Annotated in this window: 19 protein-coding genes; 10 read left to right on the top strand and 9 right to left on the bottom strand. The window is 36.2% G+C overall.

Features of this window, described 5'->3' with window-relative positions; translation table 11 throughout:
* Nucleotides 1–54: 54 nt before the first annotated feature.
* Both ACSHW7_RS07865 and ACSHW7_RS07860 read left to right on the top strand, forming a co-directional pair.
* A complete protein-coding gene (locus ACSHW7_RS07865) occupies nucleotides 55–2,004 on the top strand; it encodes a TonB-dependent receptor plug domain-containing protein (protein WP_435678794.1) in 1,950 nt (649 codons plus the stop codon).
* A 199-nt stretch (nucleotides 2,005–2,203) separates the two neighbouring features.
* Nucleotides 2,204–2,539 carry a DUF2853 family protein gene (locus ACSHW7_RS07860; protein ID WP_435678793.1) on the top strand — a complete coding sequence of 112 codons (336 nt, stop codon included), beginning with the start codon at nucleotides 2,204–2,206 and terminating at the stop codon, nucleotides 2,537–2,539.
* Nucleotides 2,540–2,668: 129 nt separating this feature from the next.
* Here ACSHW7_RS07860 and katG read toward each other — a convergent pair whose 3' ends face one another.
* The 5 genes from katG to ACSHW7_RS07835 form a co-directional block, all read right to left on the bottom strand.
* Nucleotides 2,669–4,966 (bottom strand): catalase/peroxidase HPI, encoded by a 2,298-nt coding sequence (katG, locus tag ACSHW7_RS07855; protein ID WP_435678792.1) that lies wholly within the window; start codon nucleotides 4,964–4,966, stop codon nucleotides 2,669–2,671.
* Between the two features lie 443 nt (nucleotides 4,967–5,409).
* Nucleotides 5,410–6,021 carry a porin family protein gene (locus ACSHW7_RS07850; protein WP_435678791.1) on the bottom strand — a complete coding sequence of 204 codons (612 nt, stop codon included), beginning with the start codon at nucleotides 6,019–6,021 and terminating at the stop codon, nucleotides 5,410–5,412.
* 37 nt (nucleotides 6,022–6,058) lie between these two features.
* Entirely contained in the window at nucleotides 6,059–6,466 is a 408-nt protein-coding gene (locus ACSHW7_RS07845) for a hypothetical protein (RefSeq protein ID WP_435678790.1), read from the bottom strand.
* Between the two features lie 167 nt (nucleotides 6,467–6,633).
* Nucleotides 6,634–7,092: a hypothetical protein gene (locus ACSHW7_RS07840; RefSeq protein ID WP_435678789.1), complete on the bottom strand. Its 459-nt coding sequence runs from the start codon at nucleotides 7,090–7,092 to the stop codon at nucleotides 6,634–6,636.
* 132 nt (nucleotides 7,093–7,224) lie between these two features.
* Entirely contained in the window at nucleotides 7,225–8,622 is a 1,398-nt protein-coding gene (locus ACSHW7_RS07835) for a S41 family peptidase (RefSeq protein WP_435678788.1), read from the bottom strand.
* A gap of 406 nt (nucleotides 8,623–9,028) precedes the next feature.
* On the opposite strand from ACSHW7_RS07835, the gene ACSHW7_RS07830 reads away from it, so the two are divergent.
* From ACSHW7_RS07830 to ACSHW7_RS07815, 4 genes are all read left to right on the top strand, one after another.
* Nucleotides 9,029–9,535 carry an RNA polymerase sigma factor gene (locus ACSHW7_RS07830; RefSeq protein WP_435679127.1) on the top strand — a complete coding sequence of 169 codons (507 nt, stop codon included), beginning with the start codon at nucleotides 9,029–9,031 and terminating at the stop codon, nucleotides 9,533–9,535.
* Entirely contained in the window at nucleotides 9,522–9,953 is a 432-nt protein-coding gene (locus ACSHW7_RS07825; protein WP_435678787.1) for a hypothetical protein, read from the top strand. The genes ACSHW7_RS07830 and ACSHW7_RS07825 overlap by 14 nt, the downstream gene beginning before the upstream one ends.
* 26 nt (nucleotides 9,954–9,979) lie before the next feature.
* Nucleotides 9,980–10,513: a DUF4252 domain-containing protein gene (locus ACSHW7_RS07820; RefSeq protein ID WP_435678786.1), complete on the top strand. Its 534-nt coding sequence runs from the start codon at nucleotides 9,980–9,982 to the stop codon at nucleotides 10,511–10,513.
* Between the two features lie 79 nt (nucleotides 10,514–10,592).
* Nucleotides 10,593–11,132: a DUF4252 domain-containing protein gene (locus tag ACSHW7_RS07815; RefSeq protein WP_435678785.1), complete on the top strand. Its 540-nt coding sequence runs from the start codon at nucleotides 10,593–10,595 to the stop codon at nucleotides 11,130–11,132.
* Between the two features lie 189 nt (nucleotides 11,133–11,321).
* Here ACSHW7_RS07815 and purB read toward each other — a convergent pair whose 3' ends face one another.
* The 4 genes from purB to rlmH form a co-directional block, all read right to left on the bottom strand.
* The gene (gene purB / locus ACSHW7_RS07810; protein WP_435678784.1) at nucleotides 11,322–12,665 is read right to left on the bottom strand and encodes an adenylosuccinate lyase; all 1,344 of its coding nucleotides are present in this window, start codon (nucleotides 12,663–12,665) and stop codon (nucleotides 11,322–11,324) included.
* A gap of 80 nt (nucleotides 12,666–12,745) precedes the next feature.
* Nucleotides 12,746–13,318 carry an adenylosuccinate lyase gene (locus ACSHW7_RS07805; RefSeq protein ID WP_435678783.1) on the bottom strand — a complete coding sequence of 191 codons (573 nt, stop codon included), beginning with the start codon at nucleotides 13,316–13,318 and terminating at the stop codon, nucleotides 12,746–12,748.
* Between the two features lie 9 nt (nucleotides 13,319–13,327).
* The gene (locus ACSHW7_RS07800; protein ID WP_435678782.1) at nucleotides 13,328–14,011 is read right to left on the bottom strand and encodes a Sir2 family NAD-dependent protein deacetylase; all 684 of its coding nucleotides are present in this window, start codon (nucleotides 14,009–14,011) and stop codon (nucleotides 13,328–13,330) included.
* Nucleotides 14,012–14,069: 58 nt separating this feature from the next.
* Nucleotides 14,070–14,543: a 23S rRNA (pseudouridine(1915)-N(3))-methyltransferase RlmH gene (rlmH, locus tag ACSHW7_RS07795; RefSeq protein WP_435678781.1), complete on the bottom strand. Its 474-nt coding sequence runs from the start codon at nucleotides 14,541–14,543 to the stop codon at nucleotides 14,070–14,072.
* 186 nt (nucleotides 14,544–14,729) lie between these two features.
* Here rlmH and nadC point away from each other — a divergent pair, with 186 nt between their 5' ends.
* The 4 genes from nadC to ACSHW7_RS07775 all read left to right on the top strand — a co-directional run bounded on the left by nadC (nucleotide 14,730) and on the right by ACSHW7_RS07775 (nucleotide 17,655).
* Complete coding sequence (gene nadC / locus ACSHW7_RS07790) at nucleotides 14,730–15,587, top strand: carboxylating nicotinate-nucleotide diphosphorylase (protein ID WP_435678780.1); 858 nt, start codon at nucleotides 14,730–14,732, stop codon at nucleotides 15,585–15,587.
* Nucleotides 15,587–16,528: a YihY/virulence factor BrkB family protein gene (locus ACSHW7_RS07785; protein ID WP_435678779.1), complete on the top strand. Its 942-nt coding sequence runs from the start codon at nucleotides 15,587–15,589 to the stop codon at nucleotides 16,526–16,528. The genes nadC and ACSHW7_RS07785 overlap by 1 nt, the downstream gene beginning before the upstream one ends.
* 29 nt (nucleotides 16,529–16,557) lie before the next feature.
* Entirely contained in the window at nucleotides 16,558–17,121 is a 564-nt protein-coding gene (locus tag ACSHW7_RS07780; RefSeq protein ID WP_435678778.1) for a chalcone isomerase family protein, read from the top strand.
* A gap of 99 nt (nucleotides 17,122–17,220) precedes the next feature.
* Complete coding sequence (locus ACSHW7_RS07775; RefSeq protein WP_435678777.1) at nucleotides 17,221–17,655, top strand: DUF2147 domain-containing protein; 435 nt, start codon at nucleotides 17,221–17,223, stop codon at nucleotides 17,653–17,655.
* Nucleotides 17,656–17,673 lie beyond the last annotated feature (18 nt).

The following is a 17,673-nucleotide window of genomic DNA, read 5'->3' as shown; positions in this document are numbered from 1 at the left end:
ATTTCCAGGTGTAGTATTAATTTAATAGTTCCGTAGCACGGAAAACGTACACTTATGAAAAAAATGTTTTTATCGGCAGTTTTTGCCGCTGCAGCTTTGACTGCAAATGCACAACAAAAAGTAGAGCAATTAGACTCTATCATGATTGACACAAAAGTGAATATTCCTCGAAAAAATAGTGGAAAGGTGGTCACAACAATTGATGAGGAAACAATTTTGAGAAATCAAGGAAAGTCTGTTGCGCAATTGATCAATGAAGTTTCGGGAATCGAAATTAATGGTAGCCGTAGTAATGACGGGCAAAATCTTGGTTATTATGTGCGCGGTGGTCGCAATAGACAAGTGCTTATTGTTATTGATGGAGTACCTGTGAATGACCCTTCACAAATTTCAAATGACTACGATTTACGACTCGTTCCTACCGAAACGATTGAACGTATTGAGATAATGAAAGGTGCCTCAAGTGTACTTTATGGCGCCAATGCAGGGACAGCTGTTATTAGTATTACTACGTTGCCAGCAAGTAAAGAAAAAATTAGTGCAGTTATTACATCGTCTGTTGGGACAAATCGTTCTGCGGAAGATGATGACCTTGGTACTGATTATCGCTTGGAGGAATTTAACAATGCAATTGCAGTAAGTGGAACGCTAGGAAAGTGGTTTTACAATGCCAACTTTAGCAATCGGTATGTTGATGGATTGTCTGCTGTAGCTGCTCCGAAAGATGAAAACGGAGAAGTGGTAGAGGCTTTTGAGGCTGATGCTTTCAATCAATTTGAAGGTCGGGTCAATTTGGGTTATAATTTCTCCGAGAATGTAAAAATGAGCCAGTTTTTTAGCTTCGGAAAGTTGAAATCCGATTTTGACAACTTCAATTACACAGACGCTGCTAACCGAAATATTACAGACCAACTGCGCACAGGTGGACAGTTTATTTGGAAATATAAAAAAGGGGTATACGTTTTTAATGACAACTTTACTTGGATCGAGCGAGAAATTGAGTCTGACTTTCCTGTGAAATACGATACAAAATCCTACCATTTAGATAATTATTTGACGTATGAATTTACAGATAGCTTTACAGCGCTATTAGGTTTAGGTCACAATAACAGTAGCTTTACGTCATTTTCGGTTCCTTTTGGAGAGACAGCATTTGTGAAGGACCTCGAGGATAGTGTTGCGGAGTTTACCATGTTTGATCCTTATGTAAACTTGACGTATATTTCAGAAAAAGGGTTCCAGGCAACTGCGGGAGCTCGTTTGAATATTCATAGTGAATACGGCAGTCATTTGGTGTATAATGTAAATCCGAGTTATAATTTTGGCTTCGGAAAAAATAACCTCAAAGTGCTTGCATCTTACAGCACTGCGTATATTACGCCTTCATTGTTTCAATTGAACGACCCATTGTATGGGAACTTAGAGTTGCAACCGGAAGAGAACACCACCATTGAAGGTGGTCTTGAATTTACCACAGAAAGCAACATACGTTTGAGTGCACTCTATTTTACACGCGATGAGAAAAACTTTGTTGATTTTGTAACCATTGACCCAGATAATTTTATTTCTCAGTATCAAAATATTGACGAACAATTTACGGCAAGTGGAGTAGAAGTAGAGGTTGCTGCGCCTATTGCAAAGCGTTTTATGTTCACAGGAAATTATACAAATACGCAGGCTGATGAGAAATTCGCGTTGCGAATTCCTGAGCACAAAGCAAATGCATCTATTTCTTATAATGTAGCCGACAAAAATTTTATTACAGTAAACTATCAATTTACAGGTGAACGTACAGATTCATTTTTCAATAATGAAACGTTTGAAACGGAGGAAGTGACTTTGCAAAGTTTTGGCACTTTAAATCTTACCGCTTCAAAACAGTTGCTTCCCAACATGAAAGTATTTATCAATGTGAGCAATATTTTAAATGAGGAATACGAGGAAATTTATCGTTTTCAAACTTTAGGTCGAAACGTTCGAGTTGGGTTTAATTTGAAATTTTAATACTTCGGAAAATAGAAAACACCAAAAAATTTTTGATTGATTTATAATCGTATTATTGTTGTTAAAAAAGCGTTGATGTTGTACCGTTTCCGAAGTGAGCCGTGTTCTTAATATAATTTTAATATTGATTTACTCTCATTTTCTGAATTAATTGTTAACTTTAGGATTTACAATAAGTATTAATTTAATTTAAAAACCAATGAGCGACACACAAGAAAAATTAGCAAAACTAAAAGAAACAGCAGCAGGACAATTGAAGGACTGCGGGGTTTCAAAAATTGATCACGGTAAATTAGATGAATATTGTGACCGTCTTAAAACAATGCTAGGAAATAAGGATGCGTTATTGGTATCTGGTGGTGATCCAGCAGAATTAGAAACGGTGCGTAAAAATTTTGTAGTAAAAAAATTGGGCGTAGAGGATAAAGACAAGGGAATGAAAGCTGTGAACGCAGTGGCAGAAAAAATGAAAGGAATCCACATGAAAAGCCGTCCAGCGTTTTACTACTTAGTAGCGCATGAACTTGGTAAGTAATTTCTGAAAATTAATAAATCAAAAAACCATCCCGAATTTTCGGGATGGTTTTTTCTTTTTTAATATTTGATCAAACTTTCTACTCCCGATAAAAATCTCGGGAAATTTAAATGTATTAATAAAAAGCTCTTAAGAATCCTTCACATCATAGCGGTCTAACATCATTACTTTATTCCAAGCAGCAACAAAATCATTCACAAAGCGCTCTTGTGCATCGTCTGCGGCATAAACTTCAGCGAGGTTGCGCAATTGAGGATTTGAACCAAAAATTAAATCGCAACGGGTTGCAGTATATTTGGTCATTCCGGTTTTGCGCTCATTAATATTAAACAGAGTCTCTTCATGATTTTGTGGTTTCCATTCGTAATCCATACTTGTTAGTATTTGAAAGAAATCATTTGTAAGTTGACCTGGACGTTCTGTAAACACACCATGCTTTGAATGGTCATAATTTTGTTCGAGTACGCGCAACCCACCAACAAGAACTGTCCATTCTGGAGCTGATAGGCTTAACAAGTTGGCGCGGTCTAAAAATATACGCTCGGCCTGTACTTTATAACCCACTTTGTCATTATGGTAATTTTTAAAACCGTCTGAGACTGGCTTCAACCAATCAAAACTTTCAACATCAGTTTGTTCAGGAGTTGCATCATTCCTACCCGCTGTAAAAGGCACCTGTATGTTAAAACCAGCATCTTTAGCCGCTTTTTCAACTGCGGTACATCCACCAAGTACTACAAGGTCTGCAAGTGAAACCTGTTTATTTCCGCTTTGCGAATTTTTGAAATTATCCTTAATTTCTCTCAACTGGTTCAACACATTATTGAGTTCATCAGGACGGTTAAGGTCCCAATTGTTTTGTGGTTCTAAGGCAATACGCGCCCCATTTGCCCCTCCGCGTTTGTCACTATGGCGATATATGGCAGCTGAAGACCAAGCGGCATTTACCAAAGCAGAAATGCTTAAACCCTTATCTAAAATAGTTTGTTTTAAATTTGTGATATCATTAGCGTCAATCAATTCGTAATTAACCGAAGGAACTGGATCTTGCCAAATTAAATCTTCGCTAGGTACTTCGGGGCCAAGATATCTGTCTTTAGGACCCATGTCGCGGTGTGTTAATTTATACCACGCTTTTGAAAAAGCTTCTGTAAAGTAATCAAAATCATTTATGAATTTTTCGCAAACCTTTCTGTATTCTGGATCCGTCTTTAATGCGATGTCTGATGTCATCATCATCAAAGGTTCATCTTTTCCTTCAATGTGCGCATCTGGTGTCTTAGGAGCTCCTTTGTCTATAGGAGTCCATTGTCCAGCACCCGCCGGACTTTTCTTTTGTTCCCATTCAAATTTGAAAAGATTGATGAGATAGTCGTTATCCCATTGTGTAGGGTTGGGTGTCCAAGAACCTTCAATTCCATTGGTAGAAGTGTTTTCCGCATTACCAGAGCCCACGGGATTGTGCCACCCAAAACCTTGGAGATGCATGGGAGCCGCTTCGGGAGCTGCACCAATTTTTTCAGCAGGAACAGCACCGTGACTTTTACCAAAAGCGTGACCACCGGCAACCAGTGCAACGGTTTCTTCGTCATTCATTGCCATGCGTTTGAAGGATTCTCTAATATTTCTGGCAGAATCCATTGGGTCCATATTTCCGCCGGGGCCTTCAGGATTTACATAGATTAAATTAGAATGTGTAGCTGCCAACGGATTTTCTAAATCATGATACTCTTCTTTAGGTCCGCCAACCCAGCGTAATTTTTCATTTACCATTTCGCCTGGATGTCCCAAATGATTTGTGCTTTTTGGAACTTCGTCAATTCGTTTTCCGTCCCAAAATTCAGGTCCCCAATACGTACTACGGTCCGGTTCCCAAGAATCTCGACGGCCACCACCATAGCCAAATGTAGGGAAGCCCATGATTTCTAACGCGCAATTTCCGGTCAATACAATAAGGTCTGCCCAAGATAATGCCGCGCCATATTTTTTCTTGATAGGCCAAATGAGGCGTCTTGATTTATCAATATTTCCATTATCCCACCATGAACTTATAGGTGCAAAACGTTGCATCGCTTGTGCTGCACCTCCACGACCGTCAGCTATACGGTATGTACCAGCAGAATGCCATGCCATACGAATCATCTGTGGTCCATAATTGCCATAATCTGCCGGCCACCAGTCTTGCGAGGTAACGAGTAATTCCTTTATATCTTTTTTCAGTTGGTCAAAATTAATTTTATTGAAAGCCTCTTTGTAGCTTTCATCGCTTAATGGGTTTGCTACAGCTTGCTCTTGGTGTAAAAGTTCCACTTGAAGGCGGTTGGGCCACCAGTCGTCAATTTGTGGAGCTGTGCCTAATGCGCCACCAATACGTGTTCCTCTAAATGGGCACTGCTCAAGTCCTTGCGGATTGTCAATATCTTTCATAGTCAATTTTTTTTTTTAGATTTAATAAATTGAATTGGGATACTACTGCAAATCAACAAAGAAGATAGTATTCTAGAATGGAATTTTTAAAAAGCCAAGAATTTCAATATTCTTATAAAATTATTGGATAGGGAAATGAATCTCGTTTTATGCGGGTTAAAGTTTAGTTAAATTACCCAAATGATTATTTGCTGCTAAGAATGCAGTGAAGAATAGTATAAATAGCGGCAAAAATAATCCTGCTTTTTATTTATTGCAAGCGTGATTGCTTTGAGAATTATTTTTTAAAGTAGTTAAATATTGAAACTACGAGTTAATAAAGTAGATGATATTTATTTTATGCGGAAATATAACAGGCGTTAAATTGATTATTTTGAATAAATTTTTTGTAGGAAACGTTTTAGGATTTTGTGAGTTATATCAGGTGTTAGCAAACGTTGCTCTTATAGGGAAAGATAGTAAGTCAATATTAAATTCAGCGAATTTGTTTTAATAGTATCGTCATTAATCACTTCTACGGCACTAATATTCACAAGACCAAGATTATTTCTAATTTCGATATCTAAGTAATTATTTGATAACTCAATTCTTTTTCCTATTCCAAAAGAAATTCCTGCATCGATATTCTTATTCAAATCAGTAAATTCAAAGTCAGGTCCTTCATCAGCTTTTGAATTTGCATTTATTAAAAACGCAACAAATGGACCACCATTTATATAAAAACTATTTGAGTCGCTAAAATTATATTTAACCATAACTGGTAGAGATACATAGCTATAAGTACTTCTAATGGTTACATTTTCAACTGAAAAGCTTTCTACATTTACAGATTTTCTTTCATAATTCAGATTTGTTTTAATTGATAATTTATCACTAGTTGGATAAACCACTGCAATTCCGATTAAAACATCTAAGGATGATTTACTTTCATCAGCAGCTTCATTCCCACGAATACTTGAAAATGTTGCTCCTCCATTTATCCCAAATGAAATATCACTCTGCGAATATGAAATATTGACTATAAGTATTGTAGTTAGTAAAAATAATTTTTTCATATTGAATTCTATAAGGGCTTTATTAATTTTTAATTGACTAATATATTTTATAATAAGTACATCTAATTGTTCCTCCGAAATCTAATTCATTTTCGGGTCTTCTACCAGAAGAAATAAATTCGCAAGTCTCGTTTGGTTCTATTCTATTGCAAGAAATAAGACTCCCAAATCCAGCGCTTATCCCATTTAAAGTTGTATAAATAGTGGCTTCACCTTCTATAATCTCAGATGTATTGTTTGTAATTAGAGCTCTTAATACATAACCAGTTAGGGTGTCATTATTAACAACTTCTATTGACGGATTTGTAATTGTAATTTCAGGAGGAGTAATGAATCTCAAACAAGGGTCGTTTACGATATCATCATCATCATTTGCGCCACAGCTTATGATAAAAAATGTGAACACTAAGAACATTGTGGTGAATAAATTTTTTTTTATAGACATTAAATTTTTCGTTTTACGTTAAGTATTAAAATTAGTTTTCTTCGATATTTCATCATATTTCTTTATTCAGGACGGGTCACAATGTTTGCTAACGTTTATGTGTAAGGAACGTTGCCCAAACGATTGAACTAAAATAAGCAATGTTTTTTACACGGTGTTGTTTGTAGTTATTTTTTCGGTTCAATAATTTTTGGCAGAACACGAGTATAACATCTGATATCAACTTTCCGATTTCTGTAGGTGGATTTAGTCAGATTTAATTCTATAACTGCTTTTTTTATGTCATTTTCAAATTCAGGTACGCTCGGATATCCTTTTGTTGCAATATCTAATACGTTCCCTTTTTTGTCAACAGTAAACCAAACATACATTTCTCCAGAATACTCATAATCCTTGTCAATCAGATTCAAGATTTGGTCACGAAGACATTTTTCCAAACATTGCGTTCTTTCCTTCTCGTCCAAAATTCCGTCGCAATCACTTTCGAATGGTGTTTTATCGACCATTGTAAAATGAACAGTATTTCCGTTTTTTTTCTTTACAAGTTTTAAGTCAGATTGAGAATGTATTATTGAAATATTTAGAATTCCGATAATAAAAGTCAAATAGATTAAGTTCAATTTCATTGAAGAATTGGTTTTTCGTAATTACACACAACAATTAATAAAATCTAATTTATGCATTATATACAGAAAAATAAACCTGTTATCGCTATAAATCCATGCACAATAACAGGGTTTTTTTGTAAATAAAGTGCTTTACAATTGATCAACAACCATAACTCCTTCAAGTGGATTTCCCATATTACTATCGCCTACTTCCTCGAGAACATTGAAAGGAACAATGGGGCGTAATATCGTTAAGGCATCATTTAAAGCTTCGGCGAGGAGAGGTTCAGTCATGTCTCCTAATGTGCCAAGATTTGCATAATTTTCTCTAATGGTAATATCTGGATCTAAACCGTCCACATAATCTGTGTTGCCTGCTGCATTTGCCGTTTTAAATACTAAAGGTAACATAGCATAGGTGTGGTTTGGGTTTGCTTGGGAGCGGCTAAAGTTTGGCGCAGGAGCATCGTACAATAAAAAAGAAGCTTGAAACTTACCCGTAGTGGTATCGCCCACTTGCACCACATCAATATAAGGAGCGAGCCCGTTGATCACAAGTTCGCTGGCCGAAGCTGAACGCGAAGAAGTAATGATATACACTTTGGTTAAATTTAGACTGTTAATAGCTTCACCATTGCTAATTTCATTATTAAAAAGTCCCGGCTCTGCATATTGTTCTTGACGGTCTTCGTTCCATTCTTCGGTGTAAAAAACTTCGCCGTTAAATTGTCCTGTAATCATAGATGCTAAATCGGTAGCAGTTTCTACGGAGCCTCCTCCGTTATAACGCAAGTCTAAAATGAGCTCGGCAACTCCTTCGGCATTAAAATTTCCGAAGACAGCATTCAATTCAGGGTCAAAATCGCGGTTAAATTGATTGTACATAATATATCCCACCTTTACGCCCTCAATGGTATAGGTACGCTGCACATAAATAGGGTTTTCGGTATATTCGGTCTTAGTGAGTTGTACGGTTTCTCCCGTGGGTGTAATGGTTTCGCCGTCGTAGGTTGCAAGTCCTATTTCGTAGCTGTTGGGGTCCAATAAACTTCTAAAATTATTTTCAGTAATCTGTTGCCCGTCAATCGTATTAAAAATATCGCCTCTCTGAATTCCCTTTGCCTCGGCATCTGTATCAGGGAGCACATAACGTACATAGCCAAATACATTTCCGCTATTATCGGGGTATAAAACCAAACCGTATTCCATTCCATTATTCAACGAAATACCACTTAGCGAATTTTCTAATTCTACATAATTATCAACAAGAATACTAAAACGGTCTTGGTCAGATTTCAGAAAATCGAAAATAGATTCTGGACTGTCAAAACTACTTATAAATGCATTTTTTGCAGTCTCATCTGCAAAAGCATCGTTGGCAAGTTGCGGCGTGTCTGCCTTATAGAGATAGAAAAAATTGAGTCCGCGGTAAATAAAATCGTTTATAGTGGTCGTTGAAGCGGGATTGAGATTGTCGTCCAAATCTTCAAAACAACTACCAACTAATAAAAATGCGGCGAGAATAGGGATGTAATATATTTTTTTCATGCTACTGCCCGCAAATGCGGGAATCTTTTAAACAGGTTAACAATGTATTTAAATCACTTTAGTATCAAAACCTTAAAATTACTTACATTATTGCGGTTTCCGAAATTTTAAGAAGTAGAAAACTGTTTAAAATCTAAAAAGGATTGAATTGAGAGCTCTTCCGAAATTTTAAAGATTTAAATTTATTGTGATTAATTAAATTGCGTAAGGGGCGATTTGGTGTTTTGTGTTCAATTTTGATTATTCTTTAAGTTTAAAGGGATAAACGCAAATAATAATTTTTGTAACATTTCGGTGTAACAAAATTTAGCCTCATTCGTCACAATGATAAGAAAGGGTATAAAAGCTCTTTTTAAAAGACACTAACCAAGTCAAAAAAAGATTCCCGCCCATGCGGGGAATGAATATGAAACAAGCCGAGTTTGTACATACAATTTTGCCTTTTAAAGATAGGCTCTATAGGATTGCCAAGCGATATCTTGTTTCAAGTGATGAGGCCAACGACGCAGTGCAAGAGATTTTTTTGAAATTATGGAAAGGTAAAAAATCACTCAAAAAATACCGCAGTGCCGAAGCTTTTGCCATTGTAATGACGAAAAACTATTGTCTGGATAGGTTGAAATCCAAGCAAGCTTCAAATTTGAAGATTGTACATTCTAATTATCAAAACCACGATAATCTAGAAGCACGGATTGAAGCAAATGATGGTGTTGCATTGGTTTTTAAAATCATGGATACGTTGCCAGAACAACAAAAATTGATTTTACAATTAAGAGATGTAGAGCAATTTGAGTTTGCTGAAATCGCAAAAATGACTGATAGTAATGAAACTGCCGTGAGAGTGACACTTTCTAGAGCACGTAAAAACGTAAGGGACCAAATGGTCAAACAATACAATTATGGAATACAATAGCATTAAAAAATTGTTAGATGCCTATTTTGAAGGCACTACAACATTAGCCGAAGAGCAATTGCTCAGAGATTATTTTAAGAGCGACTCTGTTGATACATCGTTATCACAATATGCACCAATGTTCAATGGAATGAGCCAAGCTGCTCAGGAAGTTTCAACGGGAATGATTGTGCTACCCATAAATTCAGGGAACAGGCAACTGTGGCTCGGTATCGCTGCGATGGTTACAATAGTACTGGGAGTGGCAGGATTTATGTATTCTAATAATAGTTTAACGCAAGAGGAGCAACAAGCATTGGCAGCATTAAACGAAAGTAAAGCAGCGATGATGCTTTTATCTCAAAACTTGAATAAAGGGACCGAGACGTTGAGTTTGGCGCACAAATTTGAAACAACAAAAAACAAAATAATTAAATAAGTAAGAATAAATTAAATCTATAAAAAATGAAAAAGTTAGCAATAGTAATCGTGTTATGTATCACATCATTCGCAATGAATGCACAAACTGTATTTGATGCCTTTGAGAATGAAAAGGATGTGAGCTCAGTAGTAGTAACAAAAAATATGTTCAAGTTATTGAGTAAAATGGACCTAGATTCAAACGACCCTGAAGCAAAGGAGTATCTTTCTATGGTTGATAATTTGAATGATATTAAAATCTTTACCACAGACAATGCAACTGTTGCTGCAAAGATGACTGCAACAGTAGAAAAGTATCTTAAGAACAATGCAAGTTTAAGTGAGTTGATGCGCGTTAAGGACGATGGACAAAACATTAAGTTTTACTCAAAAGAAGGCAAAAGCGAGAATTTTGTGAGCGAACTTATGATGCACATGGACGGTATTGTTGATGGTAAGCCTATGACTGTAATTATGTTGATTACAGGTAATATTGATTTGAAGCAAATTGGAAAACTTACCGCAGATTTAAAAGTACCAGGAAGTGACCAATTGAAAAATGTAAAAAAGAAAAGCTAATCGAATAATGAGAGTAGTGTGTGAATAATTTTGGACGCTACTTTCTTTTTTAAAATGCTAACCTCTAAAACCAAAAACCATGAGCATTGTTAAAATATTATTGGGATTGTCATTAATTGCCTTGAGCTTTATAAGCTGTGATTCTGATAAATCTTTACAAGTATATATTGTAGATAAACAAGAAGATGATAGATTTATGAAAGTGGATCTAGCTACGAGTTTGATTGAAAATACAGAAGTTCTTGATGAAAAAAATAAGGAAATTCTAAAAACAATCAAAAAAGTAAACGTTGTAGCATACCCAAAAGAAAAAGGAACGGAAGCAGAATATCAAGCCGAAAAAGCAAAACTAGACTTGATTCTAAATCAAGAAAAATATCAATTGCTCACTGAATTTAAATCAAACGGTCAATTAGTTACCTTAAAGTATTTAGGGGATGATGATGCAATTGACGAAGTAATTATTTACGGCAGAGATGACGACAAAGGATTGGCAGTTTTTAGATTATTAGGGGATAACATGAAACCTGAAGATTTAGGAAGGCTGGCAATGGCTTTACAAAAAGGAGATTTTGATTTATCCGGAATGACAGGGGTCGAAGATATTTTTAAAAATTAATTCCTAGAGCATTTTATTTTCGTATTTCATCGAAAACAAGAGATGTAAATTATTAATTAACAGTAATTTATGATAGGCCTAGTCAAACGAAGCCTATCTTTGCAATGAAGCCAGAGACCCCTTTTAAAGGGATAGGTAACAAACCTAGCAGCTCCAAGACACTCGTTCTTGGGGCTTCTTACGTTTTAATTAAATCCCAGTGTAATTTGATGGTGTAATCACACGCATTTCTGCTTTGATATCTTCTGAAATTTCTAGGGTTTCTATAAAGTCTGCTATTGATTTTTTATTGATTGCCTCGTTAGTTCGCGTTAATCCCTTTAAAGCTTCGTATGGATTGGGGTAGGCCTCTCTTCTTAGAATTGTTTGTAGCGCTTCAGCAACAACGGCCCAGTTTTTTTCTAAATCTTCAGCAAACTTATATTCATTTAACAGCAATTTATTCAATCCTTTTAAAGTGGATTGAAATGCTATAAGCGTATGCCCAATAGGAACGCCTATGTTTCTCAATACGGTACTATCGGTTAAATCGCGTTGCAATCTACTTATGGGTAATTTTGAAGAAAGATGTTCAAATACAGCATTGGCAATCCCTAAATTACCTTCACTGTTTTCAAAGTCGATTGGGTTCACTTTGTGTGGCATTGCGCTTGAACCAATTTCACCTTTTTTAATTTTCTGCTTAAAATAATCCATGGACACATACGTCCAAATATCTCTATTAAGATCGATGATAATATTATTGATTCGTTTTAAGCAATCAAACAATGCCGCCATGTGGTCATAGTGCTCAATCTGTGTAGTAGGGAAGGAGTGGTGTAAGCCTAATTTATCTTGAACAAAATTTTGACCAAATGACCTCCAATCAATTTGAGGATATGCAACGTGGTGTGCGTTAAAGTTACCGGTAGCGCCACCAAATTTCGCCGCACTCTTTATATCATTTAGCAAATCAAATTGCTCTTTCAATCGCACAACAAATACTTCAATTTCTTTTCCTAAACGTGTTGGAGACGCTGGTTGACCATGTGTTCTTGCTAGCATTGGGATGTCTGCCCATTCGGTTGCTAATGCCTCTAGTTTATCTTTTAGTTCTAAAAATAATGGAACATAACTCGCATTCATCGCGTCCTTTAAAGACAACGGAATTGCAGTATTGTTAATATCCTGCGACGTCAACCCAAAGTGAATAAACTCTTTGTATGTATCCAATCCCAAAGCATCAAATTGTTCTTTGATAAAGTATTCCACTGCTTTTACATCGTGGTTGGTTACTTTTTCTGTATCCTTTATTTTTTGAGCATCTTCGGTTGAAAATTCAAGATATAAATCTCTTAATTTTGAGAATAACGTTACATCAAAATCTTTGAGTTGTGGCAAAGGCAATTCAACGAGTGAAATAAAATATTCCACTTCCACTTGCACTCGGTATTTTATGAGCGCTTCTTCAGAAAAAAACGGAACTAGTGATGAAGTTTTCGAGGCGTATCTACCATCGATTGGAGAAATTGCTTGTAATGCTTGACGTGACATAGATTAACATTTTAAGCGTACAAATATAGCTTTTTAAGATGGAAGAGCGCTGTGAGAATTTAGAAGAAATTTTATCTCTTTTACCCCTTGCGTTTGTTGATTGATGCCACCTTTTTTGTACCTATCGATTTATATCCCGCGCTTCCCGTTGGCATGTTGCGCTCCAAGATTGTTTTCAGCTCCGGATGAATCCAGTCGTATTCCGTTCCCAATAAAAACAAACTCTTTATGGCAAATGCCTGCGTGGCTACTTTTTTATCTGTAATCAACCAATCAAAAGCACTTTCCACGAGTGTTTCTCTATATTCACTTCGGAAAAGTGACAACAAAGAGGTGTCTTTATTTTTATAAAACCGTTCGGTAAGTAGCCAACAAATTTTTGAAAAAGGTCGTAATGCTTGCTCAAATTTTATTTTTGATAAATTTCCGAAGAACTTTTCAAAATGTGGATACAACAATGTAATGTCTTCCAAACAAACAAACTCCAATATCCAAGCTGCGCGATATGAAATTTCATCATCAACTTGAAAGCAGAAATCTAAAAGCTCCGGGAAAATTTCGGGACGGTCTAAAACCCAATGCGCCACTTCGAGCCTTGTTTCTCTATATGCCTTAGTGTACTGTAATTTATATAGTAACGTTTCCGAAGTCATGAGTTGTTCTTAGTATCCAAGTTTCTGAATAGCTTCAATGGCTTTTGCAACGCCAGTGGAAGCATTTTCAGCAATGACTGTAACACGTTTGCTTTCGTCAATCGACGGATTGGGGTCTACAAAAAACACGGGCGCATTTGCGGGTGCATATTGCATCAATCCCGCCGCAGGATACACTTGCATCGAAGTTCCTACTATTAAAACCACGTCTGTCTGTTCAATGATGTCAACAGCAGTTTCAATAAGCGGCACCGCCTCGCCAAACCAAACAATATGCGGTCGCATTTGATACCCATTTTTGCACACATCGCCCAAGAGGATATCTTTAGTGCAATCAATAATGGAGTCTTCTTTATATGTACTTCTGGCTTTTAAAAGTTCGCCGTGTAAGTGAATTACTTTTGTGCTTCCAGCTCGTTCGTGTAAATCATCCACATTTTGAGTGATGATGGTTACGTCGTGTTCTTTTTCTAAAGCTGCCAATGCTAAGTGGGCAGCATTAGGTGAAACTTCCATTAACTGTTTTCTTCGTTGATTGTAAAAATCTAAAACCAACTCTGGATTTGCAGCAAAACCTTGCGGAGAGGCAACTTCCATCATATCGTGCCCTTCCCACAATCCGTTGCTGTCTCTAAAGGTTTTAAGTCCGCTTTCGGCACTTACTCCCGCTCCTGTTAATACTGTTATTTTCATGATATTATTTTATTGTCAATAGCCTATTCCTTTCCCTCCGAGGAGGTTGGGATGTGCTTTATCTATGATGATACGGTTCATTCTTTAATATCGTAAATCCACGATACAATTGCTCTACAAAAAACAAGCGCACCATTTGGTGTGAAAATGTCATCGGCGACAACGAAATCTTCCCATTCGCCCTCGCATAAATTTCCTCACTAAAACCGTAGGGGCCACCAATGACAAAAACTAGATTTTTTAGTCCGCTGTTCATTTGTTTTTGTAGGAAATCTGCAAACTTTTCACTTGTATATGTTTTACCCTTTTCATCAAGGATAATTAAGGTATCGCTGGTGTTGAGACGTTTTAAAATTTCTTCACCTTCCGCAGTTTTTTGTTGCGCTTCGGTGAGGTTTTTTGCTTTTTTTATATCGGGGATAATCTCAAACGAAAAATTAACATAATGATTCAGCCTTTTGATGTATGTTTCGGTCAAGGAGATGAGTTGCTTATTGTCGGTTTTACCAATAGCGAGCAGGGTAATTTTCATAGAAATGATTTTCGGATAAATATTTAATGCTTCGGAAATTTCAATAATTTAAAATTTCCGAAGTAAAAATACTATATTTTAATGAAGCTCAATTAATGGTGATTGTTCCACATTTCGGCTAAAAAAGAAACTATTGCACGAGTGTTACTGCACCACTTTTCATAAATTAGCAGAAAATTACGGGTTATGATTTCAAAAAAACAATTCAATAAAGAAATAGCGATCATTATTGCCAATGCAATTAGAGAAGATGTGGGTGATGGCGATCACAGCTCATTGGCTTGTATCCCTTACGACGCAACGGGTACGGCTAAGTTGTTAGTTAAAGATGAGGGAATTATAGCAGGTGTTGAATTTGCGAAACAAGTTTTTGATTATGTTGATCCTGGATTAGAGGTGGACGTAAAAATAAAGGATGGAACACCCGTAAAATATGGTGATGTTTGTTTTTATGTCTCGGGGAGCTCACAATCCATTTTAAAAGCCGAAAGACTTGTTTTGAATGCCATGCAACGAATGAGTGCGATTGCTACAAAAACAAATGCTTTTGTAAAATTGCTGGAAGGAACAGGAACAAAAATTCTAGACACTCGTAAAACTACACCGGGAATTAGAGCGTTGGAAAAATGGGCGGTAAAAATAGGAGGTGGAGAAAATCACAGATTTGCTTTGTACGATATGATAATGCTGAAGGATAACCATATTGATTTTTGCGGTGGCGTAACGAAAGCTATTGAAACGACCAATGAATATTTAGAGGAAAACCAACTTGATATTAAGATTATTGTAGAAGCCAGAAATCTTGATGAAATAAAAGAAATTTTAAAAACAAAAGTGGTCTATAGAATTTTGATTGATAACTTTAACTACGAAGACACCCGCAAGGCTGTCGAGTTAATTGGAGATACTTGCCTGACTGAGTCTAGCGGTGGAATTACGCTTGATACTATTAGAGAATATGCTGAGTGTGGTGTTGATTATATTTCGAGTGGGGCTTTGACGCATTCGGTGTATAATATGGATTTAAGCCTGAAAGCCGTTTAATGAAAGAGGAAAATGAAATAGATGAAACTGAAAACTCAATCAAAAAACGCGAGATAAACATTCCCGTGCTCAAACAATTAAACAGGATGGCAAAACAAATTGTGCTTCCTGGGTTTGATGGATTGACGCTGCATGAGTTTAATAAAATTTATTTTGCAGGTCTCGTTGAAGGTACTTTTTCACCACGCGCGACCTCCATTGCATATAGTTTTTTTGTAGCGATATTTCCTTTTTTATTATTTATTTTGAATCTTATTCCATACGTACCTGTAGAAGGTTTTCAAACACGATTTCTTATATTTATAGAGCAACATTTACCACCGCAAACAGCAGATTTGTTCTATCCAGTCATCGCTGATATTGCCATAAACCCTCGAGGTGGTTTACTGTCTTTTGTTTTTATACTTTCTATTTTCCTTGCCGCTAATGGTGTAAACGCAATTTTTAGTGCGTTTGAATATTCAATTCACGTTAAGATGAATAGAGGTTTTTTTCGCCAGTATGCTGTTGCCATAGCGGTCTCGTTGTGTTTGGCATTGTTATTGGTTATTACTGTTGTAGTAATCCTTTATGGAGAATACATGATCAGCGACCTTCAAGGAAGGGCTTATTTAAGTGATAGTGTATTTTGGGTATCGGCATTGCAGCTTACGGTCTTTGTAGTATTATTGTATATCACAATTGCAAGTTTGTACTATTTTGGTACAAGGGAGGGTAGGATTTCAAGATTCTTTTCTCTGGGTGCAATTATTACAACGTTATTATTTTTACTAACTACTTATTTGTTTGGGGTTTATATTAATAATTTCTCCACCTATAACGAGTTATATGGCTCATTAGGAGCACTATTAATAATGTTGTTATATATTTGGATTAACAGTAACTTATTACTTTTAGGCTTTGAGCTCAATATCACAATTCAACGATTGAAGGGCAAATAATTTAAACCAATTAATTTAAAATAAACAAAATGAAAAATTTTATCCTCCTTGCCATCGCAGTTTTTACACTCAACATGGCAACCGCTCAAACTCAAGTGGGCGAAGTAACATTACCTAACTCATTAGAATTTAATGGAGAATCTTTGGCTTTAAATGGCGCAGGAATTCGTAAAAAAGCAATGGTGCTAAAATTATACTCTGGCGGATTGTACTTGCCAGCAAAAAGTAGCGATGCAAAAGCCATCATTGGAGCTGATGCAAATCAAGCTATCAGATTAGTGATTACATCAGGATTTGTTTCAAGTGAAGCAATGAGCGAGGCAGTGGAAGAAGGTTTTGAAGCTGCAACTAATGGTAATACGAGTGGTATTGCTTCGGAAATTAAAAAATTCAAAAGCTTTTTCAGCGACGAAATCGTCGAAGGAGATACCTTTGATATCACATACCAAAAAGGGAAAGGAAGCGTGTGCTACAAAAACGGAAAAGAAGTAGGAACCGTAAAAGGGATGACTTTCAAAAAAGCGCTTTTCGGAATCTGGTTAGGAAACGACCCGGCAGATAGCAAACTTAAAAAAGGAATGCTCGGTAAATAATATGTATTGATAGAGCCAAAAAATAGAATATAGAACCATTGTCTGGTTGAGAATAGACCTCAATGCGGCAACGGTTTTTTAAAATTTAAAAAAAGTACTATGAAATTTAAAAAAATAATTTTATCAATTTTCGTAATTGTGTTTGCAATGAATGCTGCACTTGCACAGGATGTTTTCGGAAAATGGAAAACGGTTGATGATAATACGGGCGAAGTAAAGTCTATAGTTGAAATCTATAAAAAAGATGGAAAGGTCTTCGGAAAAGTGCTGGAAATCTTAAACAAAGAACACAAGAATGATGTTTGTAAAGATTGCCCTGGTGAGTTAAAAAATACTCCTATTGAGGGTCTTGTTATTATCAAAAATCTTGAAAAAGACGGTGATGAATATAATGATGGTACCATTATGGATCCAGAAAATGGAAAAGAATATAAATGCTATATCATGCTTGAAGAAAATGATAAACTCAAAGTAAGGGGCTATATTGGCTTTGCAGCATTAGGAAGAACACAATACTGGTATAGAGTAGAGTAGTTCTTTGTGTATAACTAA

The organism is Patiriisocius sp. (assembly GCF_051252435.1).
Taxonomy (GTDB): domain Bacteria; phylum Bacteroidota; class Bacteroidia; order Flavobacteriales; family Flavobacteriaceae; genus Patiriisocius.
Note: the sequence above shows the minus strand (reverse complement) of the source record. Positions and strands in the feature narration are given on the sequence as shown.

Coding starts and splice junctions, on each gene's coding strand:
- ACSHW7_RS07865 (WP_435678794.1), top strand. CDS start 55: ATGAAAAAAATGTTTTTATCGGCAGTTTTTGCCGCTGCAGCTTTGACT.
- ACSHW7_RS07860 (WP_435678793.1), top strand. CDS start 2,204: ATGAGCGACACACAAGAAAAATTAGCAAAACTAAAAGAAACAGCAGCA.
- katG (WP_435678792.1), bottom strand. CDS start 4,966: ATGAAAGATATTGACAATCCGCAAGGACTTGAGCAGTGCCCATTTAGA.
- ACSHW7_RS07850 (WP_435678791.1), bottom strand. CDS start 6,021: ATGAAAAAATTATTTTTACTAACTACAATACTTATAGTCAATATTTCA.
- ACSHW7_RS07845 (WP_435678790.1), bottom strand. CDS start 6,466: ATGTCTATAAAAAAAAATTTATTCACCACAATGTTCTTAGTGTTCACA.
- ACSHW7_RS07840 (WP_435678789.1), bottom strand. CDS start 7,092: ATGAAATTGAACTTAATCTATTTGACTTTTATTATCGGAATTCTAAAT.
- ACSHW7_RS07835 (WP_435678788.1), bottom strand. CDS start 8,622: ATGAAAAAAATATATTACATCCCTATTCTCGCCGCATTTTTATTAGTT.
- ACSHW7_RS07830 (WP_435679127.1), top strand. CDS start 9,029: ATGAAACAAGCCGAGTTTGTACATACAATTTTGCCTTTTAAAGATAGG.
- ACSHW7_RS07825 (WP_435678787.1), top strand. CDS start 9,522: ATGGAATACAATAGCATTAAAAAATTGTTAGATGCCTATTTTGAAGGC.
- ACSHW7_RS07820 (WP_435678786.1), top strand. CDS start 9,980: ATGAAAAAGTTAGCAATAGTAATCGTGTTATGTATCACATCATTCGCA.
- ACSHW7_RS07815 (WP_435678785.1), top strand. CDS start 10,593: ATGAGCATTGTTAAAATATTATTGGGATTGTCATTAATTGCCTTGAGC.
- purB (WP_435678784.1), bottom strand. CDS start 12,665: ATGTCACGTCAAGCATTACAAGCAATTTCTCCAATCGATGGTAGATAC.
- ACSHW7_RS07805 (WP_435678783.1), bottom strand. CDS start 13,318: ATGACTTCGGAAACGTTACTATATAAATTACAGTACACTAAGGCATAT.
- ACSHW7_RS07800 (WP_435678782.1), bottom strand. CDS start 14,011: ATGAAAATAACAGTATTAACAGGAGCGGGAGTAAGTGCCGAAAGCGGA.
- rlmH (WP_435678781.1), bottom strand. CDS start 14,543: ATGAAAATTACCCTGCTCGCTATTGGTAAAACCGACAATAAGCAACTC.
- nadC (WP_435678780.1), top strand. CDS start 14,730: ATGATTTCAAAAAAACAATTCAATAAAGAAATAGCGATCATTATTGCC.
- ACSHW7_RS07785 (WP_435678779.1), top strand. CDS start 15,587: ATGAAAGAGGAAAATGAAATAGATGAAACTGAAAACTCAATCAAAAAA.
- ACSHW7_RS07780 (WP_435678778.1), top strand. CDS start 16,558: ATGAAAAATTTTATCCTCCTTGCCATCGCAGTTTTTACACTCAACATG.
- ACSHW7_RS07775 (WP_435678777.1), top strand. CDS start 17,221: ATGAAATTTAAAAAAATAATTTTATCAATTTTCGTAATTGTGTTTGCA.